Origin of the sequence: Alteromonas sp. 14N.309.X.WAT.G.H12 (assembly GCF_036697315.1) — a bacterium.
Taxonomy (GTDB): domain Bacteria; phylum Pseudomonadota; class Gammaproteobacteria; order Enterobacterales; family Alteromonadaceae; genus Alteromonas.
The window spans coordinates 44,996-61,409 of sequence record NZ_JBAHZB010000011.1 but is presented as its reverse complement, the minus strand read 5'-3'; the positions used below and the strand labels follow the sequence as shown (position 1 = coordinate 61,409).

The 16,414-nt window shown below is 48.1% G+C and carries 13 protein-coding genes; 9 read left to right on the top strand and 4 right to left on the bottom strand.

The window, feature by feature from the left end; genetic code table 11:
* The first annotated feature begins 233 nt into the window (after positions 1–233).
* Both V5298_RS06100 and V5298_RS06095 read left to right on the top strand, forming a co-directional pair.
* Positions 234–1,568 carry an alkaline phosphatase PhoX gene (locus tag V5298_RS06100; protein ID WP_332930583.1) on the top strand — a complete coding sequence of 445 codons (1,335 nt, stop codon included), beginning with the start codon at positions 234–236 and terminating at the stop codon, positions 1,566–1,568.
* A gap of 403 nt (positions 1,569–1,971) precedes the next feature.
* The gene (locus tag V5298_RS06095; RefSeq protein WP_332930582.1) at positions 1,972–3,024 is read left to right on the top strand and encodes an aldo/keto reductase; all 1,053 of its coding nucleotides are present in this window, start codon (positions 1,972–1,974) and stop codon (positions 3,022–3,024) included.
* 90 nt (positions 3,025–3,114) lie between these two features.
* On the opposite strand, the gene V5298_RS06090 is transcribed toward V5298_RS06095, so the two are convergent.
* Complete coding sequence (locus V5298_RS06090; RefSeq protein ID WP_332930581.1) at positions 3,115–4,284, bottom strand: DcaP family trimeric outer membrane transporter; 1,170 nt, start codon at positions 4,282–4,284, stop codon at positions 3,115–3,117.
* Between the two features lie 241 nt (positions 4,285–4,525).
* Here V5298_RS06090 and acs point away from each other — a divergent pair, with 241 nt between their 5' ends.
* Positions 4,526–6,472, top strand: coding sequence for an acetate--CoA ligase (acs, locus tag V5298_RS06085; RefSeq protein ID WP_332930580.1), 1,947 nt, complete (start codon positions 4,526–4,528; stop codon positions 6,470–6,472).
* A gap of 8 nt (positions 6,473–6,480) precedes the next feature.
* The gene (locus V5298_RS06080) at positions 6,481–7,122 is read left to right on the top strand and encodes a response regulator transcription factor (RefSeq protein WP_332930579.1); all 642 of its coding nucleotides are present in this window, start codon (positions 6,481–6,483) and stop codon (positions 7,120–7,122) included.
* Positions 7,123–7,143: 21 nt separating this feature from the next.
* Here V5298_RS06080 and V5298_RS06075 read toward each other — a convergent pair whose 3' ends face one another.
* The 3 genes from V5298_RS06075 to rimK are packed head-to-tail and all read right to left on the bottom strand — an operon-like array spanning position 7,144 to position 9,545.
* Positions 7,144–7,596, bottom strand: a complete 453-nt coding sequence (locus tag V5298_RS06075) for an ATP-dependent zinc protease (RefSeq protein WP_332930578.1) — start codon at positions 7,594–7,596, stop codon at positions 7,144–7,146.
* 9 nt (positions 7,597–7,605) lie between these two features.
* Complete coding sequence (locus V5298_RS06070) at positions 7,606–8,640, bottom strand: succinylglutamate desuccinylase/aspartoacylase family protein (RefSeq protein WP_332930577.1); 1,035 nt, start codon at positions 8,638–8,640, stop codon at positions 7,606–7,608.
* Positions 8,640–9,545 (bottom strand): 30S ribosomal protein S6--L-glutamate ligase, encoded by a 906-nt coding sequence (rimK, locus tag V5298_RS06065; RefSeq protein ID WP_332930576.1) that lies wholly within the window; start codon positions 9,543–9,545, stop codon positions 8,640–8,642. The genes V5298_RS06070 and rimK overlap by 1 nt, the downstream gene beginning before the upstream one ends.
* Positions 9,546–9,823: 278 nt before the next feature.
* Here rimK and V5298_RS06060 point away from each other — a divergent pair, with 278 nt between their 5' ends.
* From V5298_RS06060 to V5298_RS06040, 5 genes are all read left to right on the top strand, one after another.
* A complete protein-coding gene (locus V5298_RS06060) occupies positions 9,824–10,993 on the top strand; it encodes an isovaleryl-CoA dehydrogenase (RefSeq protein WP_332930575.1) in 1,170 nt (389 codons plus the stop codon).
* Between the two features lie 67 nt (positions 10,994–11,060).
* Positions 11,061–12,668 carry a carboxyl transferase domain-containing protein gene (locus V5298_RS06055; protein ID WP_332930574.1) on the top strand — a complete coding sequence of 536 codons (1,608 nt, stop codon included), beginning with the start codon at positions 11,061–11,063 and terminating at the stop codon, positions 12,666–12,668.
* Positions 12,668–13,486 (top strand): enoyl-CoA hydratase/isomerase family protein, encoded by an 819-nt coding sequence (locus V5298_RS06050; protein WP_332930573.1) that lies wholly within the window; start codon positions 12,668–12,670, stop codon positions 13,484–13,486. Before V5298_RS06055 ends, V5298_RS06050 begins: the two co-directional genes overlap by 1 nt.
* Positions 13,479–15,485, top strand: coding sequence for an acetyl/propionyl/methylcrotonyl-CoA carboxylase subunit alpha (locus V5298_RS06045; RefSeq protein WP_332930572.1), 2,007 nt, complete (start codon positions 13,479–13,481; stop codon positions 15,483–15,485). The genes V5298_RS06050 and V5298_RS06045 overlap by 8 nt, the downstream gene beginning before the upstream one ends.
* Positions 15,478–16,383 (top strand): hydroxymethylglutaryl-CoA lyase, encoded by a 906-nt coding sequence (locus tag V5298_RS06040; protein ID WP_332930571.1) that lies wholly within the window; start codon positions 15,478–15,480, stop codon positions 16,381–16,383. The genes V5298_RS06045 and V5298_RS06040 overlap by 8 nt, the downstream gene beginning before the upstream one ends.
* Positions 16,384–16,414: the final 31 nt, after the last annotated feature.

Below are 16,414 nucleotides of genomic sequence, written 5' to 3'. Positions count from 1 at the left end.
TTCGTGAAGGTGGTCGTACAGTAGGTGCCGGTGTTGTAGCGAAAATTATTGAATAATTAACGCTGACATTGGTCATCTTAAAAAAGGCGCTCTTTGAGCGCCTTTTTTGTGTCTGTTGGTCAGAAATTTGCGCTCAATTTACGATTTAGGCTATGTTGTTGATGTAATACTGTAACAAAAACGCAATACTATAGTTGGCAGACACAACTTTATAATTTATTGCGGTAAAACATATGTTCACAAGAAGACAATTTTTAGTAGGCTCACTGGCATTTGGTGGATTAACTGCCAGTGGCTATGGCAAGGCCAGCAGCTTTCCTCAATCCATATTCAGCGATCTTTATGGGCCCTTGATTCCCGATCCACAAAAGCGACTGGATTTGCCAAAAGGCTTCACCTATCAGGTAATTTCTTCCCTAGGCGATATGATGTCCGATGGCCTGCAAGTACCCGATAGGGCTGATGGAATGGGCTGTTTTGCCCTTGCTGACGGTCAACTTGCCCTTGTGCGTAATCATGAGTTACAACCTGAGCATATAAAAAAGCAGCCCGCGACCATACAAAAGCACAAAACTGAGCTCGCTTACGATACCTTCGAGAGCGGGGTTACCTTACCCGGTGGCACAACCACCTTGGTATTTGATCCGAAATCGCAAAAAGTGACCCATTCCTTTAAGAGCATTAGTGGCACGGTACGCAACTGTGCTGGCGGGATCACGCCATGGAATAGCTGGCTAACCTGTGAAGAGTCTGTGGGCACCCCAGGTAGCGATTATAAGCAATACCACGGCTATGTCTTTGAAGTCCCCGCCGATGCCACATCAATGGTCGAAGCGGTGCCGCTAAAAGCCATGGGGCGCTTTAATCATGAAGCCGCTTGTGTTGATCCTAAAACCGGCATCGTGTACCTCACTGAAGATAGAGGCGACAGTCTTTTTTATCGATTTATACCCAACGAATACGGCAAATTACAACAAGGCGGCACACTACAAGCCTTGCGTATAAAAGATACCCCTAAATTTGACTCACGGAATTGGGCTGCGAACACCATGTCGGTAGGGGAGTGGTTAGAGGCCGATTGGGTTACATTGGACACGCCCGATGGGCCTGAAGATGATTTACGTAAACGAGGCTATGAATTAGGGGCAACCTTGTTTGCTCGCGGCGAGGGCATTCACTGGGCAAATAATGAACTTTATTTTTGTTGTACTAACGGCGGTAAAAAGCAGTTAGGACAAATTATGCGCTTTGCGCCGGGCCAAGAGACGAGTGAAGATCGCATCCAGCTATTTTTAGAAAGCGAAGATAAAAACCTGTTTAATTTTGGCGACAACTTAACGGTATGCCCCAATGGCCACCTGCTTGTGTGTGAAGATCAGTATACCGATGTGGTAGACAATCATCTGCGAGGTGTGACACCACAAGGCGACGCTTATGCTTTCGCTAAGTTACATAGACAAACCGAATTGGCCGGTGCGTGTTTCTCACCGGACGGCAAAATCCTTTTTGTTAATCTATATTCCCCAACTGAAACCTTGGCCATTTATGGCCCGTGGGAACAGAGTTAATCACAGGTGGTAATGCCCATTTGAGAGGTTTAACTATGGGCGTTTCATCGTAATGATTGATTAAAGTGATTAATAAAAGCTATTTTAATTGCTAAAGGTATTTAAAGATAATGCTCATACCAAAACAAGGAGCGCTAATATGAGCATTATTTTGAAAAAACTGAAACCATCCATTAAGTTACGAAAGAAGACACCTTCTACTCAGTGTAATTACAGCAATAATTACTACGGTGATCAGATCTGTATTTGTGTAAAAGAAAACCGTCAACAAGGTGTTCGTGCATAGCATTGTTAGTTTTATCCGTTTGTTGATGCTGTGATGTCATTTTTCGTGTTAAAAGGGAATGCTATAATTCGCTGACCAAAGCCACTCGGCACAGTTTCAACAAGGTGACTCACTTAAATGAAATATACACTCTTAGGAAGCAGCAACCTGTCTGTTTCCCAGGCATGTTTAGGTACAATGACTTGGGGGATCCAGAATACTCAAGCCGATACCGATGCCCAAATCGCCATGGCGTTAGACCATGGCGTTAATTTTATTGATACCGCAGAAATGTATCCCATCCCACCTAATGCCCAAACCAGTGGCGACACTGAACGTATGTTAGGGGATTGGCTTAAACGTCACAGCAATAAACGTAACGATTTAGTGGTGATGACCAAGGTCGCAGGTAGTGGTATCAGCTGGATCCGTGAGGGGTCTGAGATATCATCACAAACACTTACGGCGGCGTTAGATGCATCCTTAGACAGACTGAATACTGACTACGTTGATGTTTATCAGTTGCATTGGCCAAACCGAACCTCACCGCATTTTGGCAAGCATTGGCCAGGTAAGGTTGATCCACGTAAGACGGACAAAGAACGCGAAGTAGCGGGTATGCGGGATATCCTCACCGGCATACAACAAGCGATGGGGGCAGGAAAAATACGTCATTGGGGACTTTCTGATGATACGCCATGGGGTATTCACACCTATTTACGCTTGTGTGATGAAATGAATGTGCCTCGTCCGGTCTCCATACAAAATGAATTTAGTTTGCTTCACGCCAAAGACTGGCCGTATCTAATCGAAATGTGCCATTTTGAAGATATTGCCTACTTGCCGTGGTCGCCTCTGGCCACCGGTATGTTATCAGGCAAGTACCTTGATGACGCTCGGCCAAAAGGCTCTCGTTGGACTTACGTGCAACGACAAGGGCTGTTTCGTGATAAAGCGCCGGCACAGGAAGCCACCCGTCGCTACGTGGAAATCGCGCAGCGTATTGGTATTACCCCGTCGCAATTGGCGCTGGCTTGGTGTCATTCGGTTCCCGGTGTGACCTCTACCATTATTGGTGCCACTAAACTTTCCCAGTTAGAAGAGAACCTAAAAGCATTTGAGCTGACCCTCGATGACAGTACTCAGCGTCAAATCAATGATGTCTTTAAGCATTACCCTCAACCCTACTAAGTCGTCAATGGTGCCAGACCGGTAGCTAAGGTTTTTTGCACAAAAAAAAGCCCCACATAAGTGGGGCAAAGCTTTCCTCATGTTGGGATGTCAGAAAGCGTATTTGGCGGAGAACTGGATCCGGTTCATATCCCCTTCCAGGCCAGATTCAATTTCACGTTTAGCATAAGCATATTCTGCCCCTACCGTGAGCGCTTTGGTTGGGGAATACAACAAATTCAACCGCGTACTGTAACTGCTTTGTGTCACGCTGGTACCGGTTAGGGTGGGATCATTGTCTATCTCTATGGCTGAAAACATAACGCTACTCCGCATCTTTTCATTCCAGAGGTGACGATAAGCGATAGCATAACCGGTTGAATCAATCGCTTCTAAATCGTTATCCGGCGTGATGACTGCACCATTAGAGGCATTTAAGGCGGTATACCGGCCTAAACCTGCGCCTGTGTTCACCATCCAACGAAGATCATCACCGTTATCCATCATTACTTTGCCTGATACCGCGACACCGTAACCCGTCTCGTCAGCGTCAATATCTGTTCCGTCATCGTAAGAGAGTTGGCGTACCATACCCGCTAACTTAACATAGCCCCAATCACGTTTTAGGGTGTAGGCAGCAATGGCATCAGGTACGGCGTTATCATCGGCAACAATGCGGGTTCCACCGCCATTAGGGGTTATTGTTGTTTCCGGGTTTTCCAGTGCAAACTGAAATCCGCCCGTTGAATAACGCACCATGACCTGACGACCGAAACTAATGCCGTCTGTGGTACCGATAAAGTCCAATGACTCAGGTAAAGAGCCCACATCCATAAAGGTAGTCCAGGTTTGACCGACTAACCAGTTTTTGTATTTGATAAAGGCATGGCGAACACGGGGCACATAAGAGTTACTGATGCGCTCATCGCCACCACTGGTCACGATAAAGTCTAGTTCCAGTACGCCGGTAATGGTATCGCCTTCAGGCGTCTCGGTGTTTGAGGTAAAGCGAAACCGAGACTGACGAATGTGGGCATCGAATTGGGTGCCTTCGTCATTTCCGCCAACGGGAGTCAGCGATGGGATATAGAAATCACGACCTACGCTACCAGAGGCCAATGTACCATCGGAGTATTCACTTATCATGGCATCAGCTTTAACATAGCCGGAAAAGGCAATGTCTGTTCCTGCTAGATTTGCGGCCAGTACAGAGGAAGTACCTGCAAATCCTGAGATTGCGAGAGAAATCGCGACAGCTGTTTTACTAAATATGTGTTTCATCGTCGTTCCTGTGTGCGTTATCAGGTTAAGAAACTGTAAACAATTGGTTAATGAGTGATAATCTGAACGACTATGACTAAAATGGAAATAAGCGGTTGGTCTATAAGACTAACGTCTTAGTAGACTGTTCCAAAAGGGTAAATCCGCTAAGACCAAAGTCTCATTTTGCTTTACATTAGAAAAGTTACTCTGAATAACAAATAATTTTCACTCGATTAATATGACATCGGAGGCATTATCCATGACTGCCAGCAAGACGTATCCTGTTCCTGACAATATTCTTGAAAATACCCATTTGACGCAAGAGCAATATGACAAGATGTATCAGCGTTCCGTGGCGGACCCGTCAGGTTTCTGGGGCGAGTATGCAAGTACACTGGATTGGTACAAGAAACCAACAAAAGTGAAAAATACACACTTTGGCGCAGATGACGTCTCCATCAAGTGGTTTGAAGACGGCGAAATTAATGCTAGCTACAACTGTATCGACCGTCACCTTGCGGATAATGCAAAAAAGGTTGCCTTATTCTGGGAAGGGGATTCGCCAGAAGATAGCGAAGAAATTACCTATCAACAACTTCACTATGAAGTATGTAAGTTAGCCAATGGCCTGAAGAAACTAGGCGTGGGTAAAGGCGATCGCGTAGCGATATATATGCCTATGGTTGCCCAGGCTGCTTATGCCATGCTTGCCTGTGCCCGCATTGGTGCGGTGCATTCGGTTATCTTTGGGGGCTTCTCTCCCAATGCCATTGCCGATCGGATAAACGATAGTCAGGCGAAGGTTGTCATCACCTGTGACGAAGGTCGTCGTGCCGGTCGCAGCGTGCCGCTGAAAGCGAACGTTGATAAAGCCATCGCCGGTGGTGCCTGCCCATCCATCACCAATGTGATTGTGCATAAGCTTACTGGTGGTGATGTAGCGGTGAACGAAGACGTGGATGTTTGGTGGGAAGATCTCATCGAAGATTGTTCCGCCCAATGTGAACCGGAAGTCATGAACGCGGAAGATCCGCTGTTTATCCTGTATACCTCAGGCTCAACAGGTACACCGAAAGGTGTGGTGCACTCCACCGGCGGATATTTGTTATATACCTCCATGACATTTAAGTATGCCTTTGATTATCGCGAAGATGATGTGTATTGGTGTACCGCTGATGTGGGCTGGATCACCGGTCACAGTTACATGGTCTACGGGCCGCTGATCAACGGAGCATCACAGGTGTTTTTTGAAGGCGTGCCTACCTATCCGGATGTACGCAGAATTGCGCAAGTGGTGGAAAAATACAAGGTAAACAGCTTGTATACCGCACCGACGGCTATTCGTGCGTTAATGGCCCATGGTGATGCGCCAGCGGAAGGGTGTGATTTGTCGTCTCTGAGACTGTTAGGGTCGGTGGGCGAGCCAATCAATCCGGAAGCCTGGGAATGGTATCATCGGGTGATTGGTGAAGGGCGTTGTCCGATTATGGATACCTGGTGGCAAACTGAAACTGGCGGCATGATGATCACGCCCTTACCCGGTGCAACGGCACTGAAACCGGGCTCTGCGTCTCGTCCATTCTTTGGTATCCAACCTGCGCTGTTTGACGCAGATGGAAAAGAGCTGGAAGGCGAAGCCGAAGGGAATTTGGTGATCAAAGAGAGCTGGCCTAGTCAGGCGCGTACGGTTTATGGTGATCATGAACGTTTTATTAACACTTACTTTAGTGCTTATAAAGGCGTATATTTTACTGGTGATGGCGCGCGACGGGACGAAGACGGTTATTATTGGATCACCGGTCGTGTGGATGATGTCTTAAACGTTTCTGGTCACCGTTTAGGTACGGCAGAAATTGAAAGTGCCTTGGTTGCTCATCCTAAAGTAGCCGAAGCAGCCGTAGTGGGTTATCCTCACGACATTAAAGGGCAAGGCATCTACGTGTATGTAACGCCCAATGAAGGCATTGAGCCTGATGACGCCCTTACCAAAGAGTTACGGGCTTGGGTGCGTCAGGAACTTAGCCCCATTGCCACACCGGATATGATCCAGTGGTCACGTGGCTTACCAAAAACCCGCTCGGGTAAAATTATGCGGCGCATATTGCGGAAAATTGCCGCCAATGAGCACGAGCAATTAGGCGATACCTCAACGTTGGCTGATCCGTCGGTTGTTGATACACTTATTGAGGAGCGCCTGAACAAATAAGGAAAACAATGATAACGTTGCTAATTGCTGATGACCATCCGCTCTATCGTGATGCCTTGCGAGGCGCGTTATCATTGACTTTGCCGAATCTCGTGCTGCGTGAAGCAGGGGATCTGACTACCACGGTCGATATTCTTGAAAAAGAGGATGTCGACCTTTTACTTCTTGATCTGCACATGCCAGGCAGTAACGATTTGTTTGGTTTAGTGCATATTCGCAAGCTATTTCCCGATATTCCCGTCGCTGTGGTATCAGGCACAGAAGATGCCGGGATCATCTCGAAAATCGTGGGTGTTGGTGCCTTGGGCTTTATTCCTAAAACCGCGAGTTCAGGGGATATTGCCAGTGCGGTACAGTGCATACTGGACGGCGACATCTGGTTGCCCGAATCGGTAAGCGAGAAAATAGAAGATGTTGACGAAGCGTTTTCCGAATTGGCCGATAAAATCGCCTCTTTAACACCGTCACAATACAAGGTGTTATGCTATATGCGAGAAGGCTTATTGAACAAACAGATCGGGTATAATTTGGATATTGCCGAAGCGACGGTAAAAGCCCATGTTACCGCCATATTTAAGAAGCTGGGTATTAACAACCGTACCCAAGCTGTTCTTATTGCTTCCCAATTAGAGTTGGAACCCCCAAAATAACCACGTCTTATCGTTGCTTGTTTAGTTTTCCGTCTGCTCCGGTGCCGACAGTAAAAACGCCTGTTGGGGATCAACAATAAAGCGTCCATTCATGGCTTCTCTGCCAAATAACATCAAATAGGTCATCTCACTGCGATCTGTCAGGGTTAATTGAATCGTCCAGCGTTCGCCGGCCATCACAATATCCGTATCGATGACATATCTGCGTTCAAGTGTGGCGGTGGAGCTTTTTACTTTTTTGCGGGCGACTACGGGCGCTTCACGACGTACGATATTGTCGACCTGATGGATATCCGGGTGGATGTCAAAACTAACCCATAAATTGCCGTTACGTTCAAACTCATCAATGTTATCCACATGCAGTGAAGAGGTTGCAGCACCGGTATCCACACGAATGGTAAGATCACGAATCGACAACTCAGGGAGATCGCAGTATTCAATGGCACCTATTAAGCGTTTTTCAAAATGTGACATGGGCTTTCCTTACAGTGATGATTGCATAACGTCATCAGGAACAAGGTTGTCCTGCAACAGTTCAACATGTTCCGCTACCGAGTCAGGTTGTTTGAAATAGGCAATATGATAAATGGCTTCGCCTTCCTGTGTCAGTGGAATGTTCTGTTTGCCAATGATGACGCCGTCCATGGGGCTAAGCATGGTGGTGAGGATCTCGCCGTAAGGATCAGAAATGGTCGCGAGTTTATCGCCTTTTTCGATGTGATCGCCTAACTGAGCCAGATGACGAACAAAGCCGCTTTCTGCGGCTCGTACCCAACCACTTTCCCGAGCAATAAAGCGTTTAATATCGTGCCCTTTGGCGCGACTTTTGTTAAGCATGCCCACATGGCGCATGGTATTAATAACTCCCCGAAGACCTGCCCGTATGGAAAATTCGTCGTAACGAAGGGCTTGGCCGGCTTCATACAATAAAATTTTCACACCGGCTTCACTGGCAGCCTGACGTAAACTGCCGTCACGTAAGTCGGCATTTAACAACACAGGTACACCAAAGGCCTTGGCCATGCCTAAGACTTCTGGATCATCCAGATTTGCTCTGATTTGCGGCAAGTTACTGCGATGGATAGCACCTGTGTGTAAGTCAATGCCAATATCACATTTGCTCACAATCTCTTTAAGAAACAGATTGGCTAATCGGCCGGCAAGGGAGCCCTTACGGCTACCGGGAAAGCTTCTGTTTAAATCTCGTCGGTCGGGAAGGTAGCGAGATTGGTTTAATACGCCATACACATTCACCATGGGAACTGCAATCAGGGTTCCCCGTAGGCGGGCGATGGCTTTGGAGCGTATTAATCGGCCGACAATTTCAATGCCGTTCAATTCGTCACCGTGGATGGCCGCCGACACAAATAAGGTGGGTCCATCCCGCAGGCCGCGTTTGACATACACCGGAATACTCATGCTGGTGCTGGTATATAACGGTGGCATCTCCAGTTCTATTTGTTTGGTTTCTCCGGGGGCAATGGTGTGCCCGCCTATTTCAAGTGGGGCCAATGCCATTAGCCTTTGCCTCGTGTACGGGTGTTATGGGGTTTGGCCGACTTTGCGATGAAGTCGATGATCATCGCGGCCACATCTTTTTGCGTAGCCATTTCTATGCCTTCTAGCCCGGGAGATGAATTCACTTCCATGACTACAGGGCCATTGTTGGAGCGAAGAATATCCACACCACAGCAATTAAGCCCCATGGTTTTCGCCGCTGCCACTGCGGTTTTCCGCTCTTCCGGTGAAAGTCGGGTAAGACTGGCCGAGCCGCCCCGGTGAAGATTTGAGCGGAATTCTCCCGGTGCGGCCTGTCGCTTCATGGCTGCCACCACTTTGTCGCCAACAACAAAGCAGCGTATATCTGAACCGCCAGCTTCCTTGATGTATTCCTGAACCAGAATGCTGGCATTTAATCCCATGAAGGCTTCAATGATGGACTCGGCCGCTTTTTGTGTTTCCGCAAGCACCACACCAATACCTTGGGTACCCTCAAGCAGTTTAATAACCACAGGTGCACCGCCCACATTACGAATGAGATCGTCGATTTTATCCGGGTGATGAGCAAAGCCCGTACGCGGCATCCCTATGCCTTTGCGGGAAAGTAACTGCAATGAGCGTAATTTATCTCGGGAACGGCTAATGGCTACGGATTCATTGATGCTGTAGGTGCCCATCATTTCAAATTGACGTACCACTGAGGTGCCATAAAAGCTTACTGATGCGCCGATGCGGGGGATCACCGCATCATAAAAAGGCAGTTTTTGCCCCTTGTAGCGTACAGAAGGATTGGCACTGGTAATGTCCATATAACAGTGCATTGTGTCGATAACATCAACCTCATGGCCTTTGGCCCGTCCAGCTTCTAACAGTCGGCGGGTCGAGTAAAGCTTCGGGTTGCGTGAAAGTATGGCAATACGCATAACGATATGTACACCTTGTGTCATGTGCAAGAAAGTATGAAGTGAAAATAATGACACAGTAAGGGGGGAGCGGGAACGATTATCTCTACTTCTTAGATAATAAAAGCCTCTGGATAGACGTTCCTTATGGAAAATATTTTCACTGCGAATGTCCTCTTGTTATTGACGAATACGCACAATGAATTTACCTTTACGTAAAAGTAAGCTAACGTTAACGTTAACCTATGGCTGTTAGTGCGCCATCTTTAGTTAAATTTTCACAGAGGATGACTGAGTGAATGAATATTTCATACCCAACGCTTAACTTCGATCTGGGCGAAGACGTAGATATGCTTCGTCAACATGTTCATCAGTTTGCTAAAAATGAAATTGCGCCACTGGCCGCCAAGGCCGATGAAGAGAATCAATTCCCTAACCAATTATGGCCGGCGTTTGGGGAAATGGGATTGTTGGGTGTAACGGTGTCAGAGGAATTTGGCGGTTCTGCGATGGGCTATCTGGCACATACTGTGGCAATGGAAGAAATCAGCCGCGCATCGGCAGGTATTGGGTTGAGTTATGGGGCCCATTCCAATTTGTGTGTGAATCAGATTTTTAGAAATGGCACAGACGCGCAGCGGAAAAAGTATCTACCTAAATTGATATCCGGTGAATGTATTGGTGCTTTGGCAATGAGTGAACCCAATGCGGGCTCAGATGTTGTCAGCATGAAACTGCGTGCGGATAAGCGCGGTGATACGTATGTATTAAATGGCAACAAAATGTGGATCACCAACGGTCCTGACGCCCATACCTTTGTGATTTATGCCAAAACCGATGTGAAAGCGGGAGCCAAAGGGATCACCGCGTTTATTGTCGAGAAAGATTTTGCCGGATTTAGCCAAGCGCAAAAGCTGGATAAATTAGGTATGCGCTCTTCAAATACATGCGAACTGGTATTTGAAGATTGTGAGGTGCCTGCGGCTAACATTTTAGGCAAAGAAGGTGAAGGCGTACGGGTGCTAATGAGCGGGCTTGATTATGAGCGTGTGGTACTTGCTGGTGGTCCGTTGGGGATTATGCAGGCCTGTATGGATGCGGTTTTACCTTATATACACGAGCGCCAACAATTTGGTCAGTCTATTGGTCAGTTTCAACTAGTGCAGGGCAAGGTTGCGGATATGTATACCCAAATGAATGCCGCACGGGCTTATGTCTATACCGTTGCCAAAGCCTGTGATCGTAACGAAACCACCCGTAAAGATGCCGCCGGTGCCATTTTATACGCGGCAGAGCTGGCCACCAAAATGGCGTTAGATGCCATCCAGTTACTCGGTGGCAATGGTTACATCAATGAGTTTCCTACCGGTCGTTTATTGCGGGATGCCAAGTTGTATGAAATTGGCGCTGGTACGTCAGAAATTCGTCGTATGCTCATTGGCCGTGAATTGTTTAATGAGTCTGCTTAAGGTTGGGCATCATGTACATAGCTAACAGTCTGTGGATTGCTCAGAGCCTCTTAGATCCGGAGTCGATATGCCTGTAATACGATCTAGCATCAATACAAAATCGGATAGGTTTTTGCAAAATGCAGCACATATGCAAAAGCAGGTAGATGATTTATACGAAAAAATTCAAAAAATCAAACAGGGTGGTGGAGAAAAAGCTGCCCAACGCCATCTCGCTAGGGGGAAATTGCTTCCTCGAGATCGCATTGATGTCTTGCTGGATGACGGCTCTCCCTTTTTGGAGATTGGGCAACTGGCGGCCTTTGATATGTACGATGTGGATATTCCTGCAGCGGGAGTGATTGCGGGAATCGGGCAGGTCTCGGGTATCCAGTGCATGATCGTTGCTAATGATGCGACGGTGAAAGGGGGAACCTATTACCCAATGACCGTGAAAAAGCACCTTCGGGCCCAGGAAATCGCCGAACAAAATCATCTGCCTTGTATTTATCTGGTGGATTCAGGCGGCGCGAACCTGCCTAGTCAAGATGAAGTCTTTCCCGATAAATTGCACTTTGGCAGAATATTTTTCAACCAAGCCAATATGTCAGCGAAAAACATTCCCCAAATAGCCGTGGTGATGGGCTCGTGCACCGCCGGTGGTGCCTATGTCCCTGCCATGGCGGATGAAAGCATTATTGTTAAAGAGCAAGGGACGATTTTTCTTGGCGGTCCGCCCTTGGTCAAAGCCGCCACCGGCGAGGTGGTAACGGCTGAAGAACTCGGCGGTGGTGATGTCCATACCCGTATATCCGGCGTGGTGGATCATCTGGCCAACAATGACCACCATGCATTAGCGCTGGCGCGGGATTGTGTGGCTAGGCTAAACCGTCCGGTAGCCAATGATGTAGACATTAAGCCGGTGGTTGCGCCTCGTTATGACATTCAGGAAATCTATGGGATCGTACCTAAAGATACCCGCCAGTCTTACGATGTAAGAGAAATTATTGCCCGCATTGTTGATGGCTCACAATTTGATGAATTTAAGGCCCTTTACGGTACAACGTTAGTGTGTGGGTTTGCCCGTATATTTGGCTTTGAAGTGGGAATTGTGGCGAACAACGGCATATTGTTCGGTGAAAGTGCCCTAAAAGGTGCACATTTTATTGAGCTTTGTGCGTTACGTAAAATCCCCCTGATCTTTTTACAAAATATCACTGGCTTTATGGTGGGTAAACAATATGAGCATGGTGGTATTGCCAAGCATGGTGCAAAAATGGTGACGGCCGTTGCTTGTGCCAAAGTGCCCAAACTAACCGTACTGATTGGGGGGAGTTTTGGTGCAGGAAATTATGGCATGTGTGGCCGAGCTTATGATCCCCGCTTTTTGTTCATGTGGCCCAATGCCCGGATTTCTGTCATGGGAGGAGAGCAAGCGGCAGGCGTGCTGGCTCAAGTTAAACGAGACCAGTTTGAACGAGATGGCAAGGAATGGTCAGAAGAAGACGAACGCGCTTACAAGCAACCCGTTATCGATACCTATGAGCAACAAGGCCACCCTTATTATGCCTCAGCCCGGCTATGGGACGATGGTGTGATTGATCCGGCAGATACGCGAACGGTACTGGGTTTGTCACTTTCTGTTGCAATGAATCAGCCGATAGAAGAGACCCGTTTCGGCGTCTTTCGCATGTAATGACGGAGAAGTCAGTGAGTACAAAGACCAACACAATTGATTTTGAAGTAAAAAACGCCGTAGCGTACGTCACCTTAGATAGGGCAGAAAAACACAATGCCTTTGATGATGTCATGATTGCTGAACTGACCCAGTGTTTTAATGCGGTAGCCAAGGACGACAAGATTCGAGCTATGGTGTTACAGGCTAGAGGAAAAAGTTTCAGTGCTGGTGCAGATTTAGGCTGGATGCAGCGCATGGCCCGCTACACACGAGATGATAATCTTGAAGACGCAATGAAGCTGGCGCAAATGCTGCAAATGCTTAATAGCATGCCCAAACCCACCATCGCTCGTGTTCAAGGGGCAGCATTTGGTGGTGCTGTGGGGCTGGTGGCTTGCTGCGATATCGCCATTGCCGCCGAGGAAAGTCGATTTTGTTTAAGCGAAGTTCGTGTGGGCTTAATTCCTGCCACAATCAGCCCTTACCTGATAGAGGCCATGGGAGCCCGAGCCTGTCGTCGATATTTTCAAACCGCTGAAGTATTTAGTGCCGAGCAAGCCAAGGCATTGGGATTGGTTAATGAAGTGGTGTTATCACAGGCGCTTGAGCCACATATTAACGCACTGATTGGCAACATACTCAAAAATGGCCCCCAAGCGGTGGCGAAAGCAAAGGCCTTGATTGGCAGAGTGTCGGGTAAGCCGGTGGATAGCAAGTTAATGACCGAGACTAGTCAGATGATTGCTGATGTGCGGGTATCAGAAGAAGGGCAACAGGGGTTGCAAGCATTTATCCATAAACAGTCTGCGCCTTGGACGGAGAACACCAATGATTAAGAAACTTCTTATTGCCAATCGCGGTGAAATCGCCTGTCGTATCATCAAAACCGCCAATAAACTGGGCATTGCCACCGTGGCGGTATATTCAGATGCAGACAAGCATGCACAGCACGTGCAATTGGCCGATGAAGCGGTGCATATTGGCCGCGCACCTTCAAAAGAAAGTTATCTGGATATGGCGCGTATTATGGCCGCCGTTAAGCAAACCGGTGCCGATGCGGTACACCCAGGTTACGGGTTTTTGTCTGAAAACGCTGCGTTTGCCAGTTTGTTGGCGAAAGAAAATGTCATCTTTATTGGCCCTCCCGAAGCGGCGATTAAAGCCATGGGGTCAAAGTCAGCAGCGAAACAGATCATGGAAGAAGCGGGCGTGCCATTGGTGCCCGGTTACCATGGTGATGAGCAACAGGAAGCCTTTTTACAGAAAATTGCTGATGAGATGGGCTATCCGGTACTTTTAAAAGCGGCCGCAGGTGGCGGTGGAAAAGGAATGCGACAGGTTTGGTCGGCGGAAGACTTTTCGTCGGCACTGGCCGCCGCTAAGCGCGAAGCGATAACCAGTTTTGGTGATGACATCATGCTGGTTGAGAAATACCTTACTGCCCCCCGGCACGTGGAAATACAAGTATTTTGTGATACTCATGGCAATGGTGTTTATTTATTTGAACGAGATTGTTCGGTTCAGCGTCGACATCAAAAAGTGATTGAAGAAGCGCCAGCTCCCGGAATGACTGAGGCTTTACGCAAAGGCATGGGGGAAGCCGCGCTCAATGCTGCCAGTGCCATCGGTTATGTTGGGGCGGGCACCGTGGAGTTTTTGCTCGACAGTGATGGCAGCTACTACTTCATGGAAATGAACACGCGTTTGCAGGTAGAACACCCGGTAACGGAAATGATCACCGGCGAAGATTTGGTGGAATGGCAGATTCGGGTTGCGGAAGGTCGTGTGTTACCGAAACATCAGGATCAATTAACGTTAAGTGGTCATGCTTTTGAAGCGCGCATCTATGCCGAAGATCCTGCAAAAGACTTCTTACCTGCTACCGGTAAACTGGAATGTCTTTCTCCTCCTCAGCAGAGCCGTTATGTTCGGGTGGATACCGGCGTTGTTCAAGGAGATGAAGTCAGTGTTTACTACGATCCAATGATCGCTAAATTGATTGTTTGGGGAGAAAACAGAGAAGAAGCGCTACGTCGTCTGCTTAATGCGTTGTCAGAATATTATATTGATGGTGTAACGACAAACATTCCATTTCTATCTAAGATTGCTGCCAGTGAACCGTTCCAGCAGGAAAAGATAACCACCACCTTTATCGAAACCCATTATGATACGCTTTTCCCTGGGGATTTGGTTCTGCCACCGCACTTTTTACCCGCAATGGCAATGTTGATTGTGCAGACCCGCGACGGTGCCGTCACCGCGTCCAAAGGCAGCAATTCGCCGTGGTCATTAAACAACCAATGGCGTTTAAACAGCCATGTTGAGCAAACGGTAACCTTGGCCCATGGCAGTGATACTTACGAGGTAAAATTGTCTCGCCCCTCGCATCAGTCTGCTACGGCGCCTGTGACCTGGCATGCACAATGCCAGCAACACCGCTGGGAAGTGAGTGCTTGTGTGACGGATGATGAGTTACTGATAACTATTGATGGTCATCAGCAACGCTTTGCGTGGTCGGGTGGACAAGAACAATTTACCTTGTTTACCACCGCCGGAAATGTGGTATTTGAACCCGTATTACCTGATTTAGGTGATACAGACAGTCAACAGGCTGAAACTGGGTTTGAGGCGCCAATGAATGGCACCATAGTGGCCGTGATGGTGAGTCCGGAACAACAGGTGAAAAAGGGCGATACGTTGCTGATTATGGAAGCGATGAAAATGGAACATAATATTACGGCCCCAGCCGATGGTCAGGTGTTGGCCGTGTTTTATCAGCCCGGTGAGCTGGTGGATGGTGGCGAAACACTGCTGGAGTTTAAAGCGAATGAATAATGATTACCCCACGAAGGTAAGTTTGTTTGAAGTTGGCCCCCGTGATGGTTTGCAAAACGAAAAGGCGCAGGTCAGTACAGAAGATAAACTACATTTTATTGCGTTGCTGTCTAAAGCCGGGCTAGCGCGTATTGAAGCCGGAAGCTTTGTGTCGGCAAAATGGGTGCCTCAAATGGCGGATTCAAAGGCGGTATTTGAGCGCCTTCCTCGCCAAGACTCGGTGGTGTATTCAGCACTCACCCCCAATTTAAAAGGCTTAGACGCGGCGTTGGAAGCTGGGGCGCAGGAAGTTGCCGTTTTTGGTTCGGCGTCGGAGGCGTTTTCACAAAAAAACATCAACTGCAGCATTAACGAAAGTCTTAATCGATTTGAGCCGGTTATAAGCAAGGCAACGGCCGCCGGAATAAAGGTAAGAGGCTATGTATCCTGCGTGTTAGGCTGTCCCTATGAGGGAGACATAGGGCCAAGTGCTGTGGCTGATGTGACCGATCGCTTGATCAACATGGGCTGCTATGAAGTGGCATTAGGCGATACCATCGGTACAGGCACCCCCCGAAAAACCGCCGCTATGCTGGAGGCGGTATTGGCGAAGCAACCTGCCACCCGTCTGGCAGTGCATTTTCACGATACTTATGGTCAGGCGTTGGCAAATATTCTGATTGCCCTTCAACATCACATTACCACCATTGATAGCGCTGCGGGTGGATTAGGGGGATGTCCTTATGCCCGTGGTGCAAGCGGCAATGTGGCCACCGAAGATGTGCTGTATATGCTAGAGGGAATGGGCATTGAAACCGGCGTGGATTTGTCAGCCCTTGTGCAGGCCAGCCGTTTTATTGCCGATGTCATCGGCCGCCCGGTAAATGCCAAAGTTGCGCAGGCCCTTAGTACACAATAGCCTAAACGGGATCAGCTTGCGCAGATAGTGT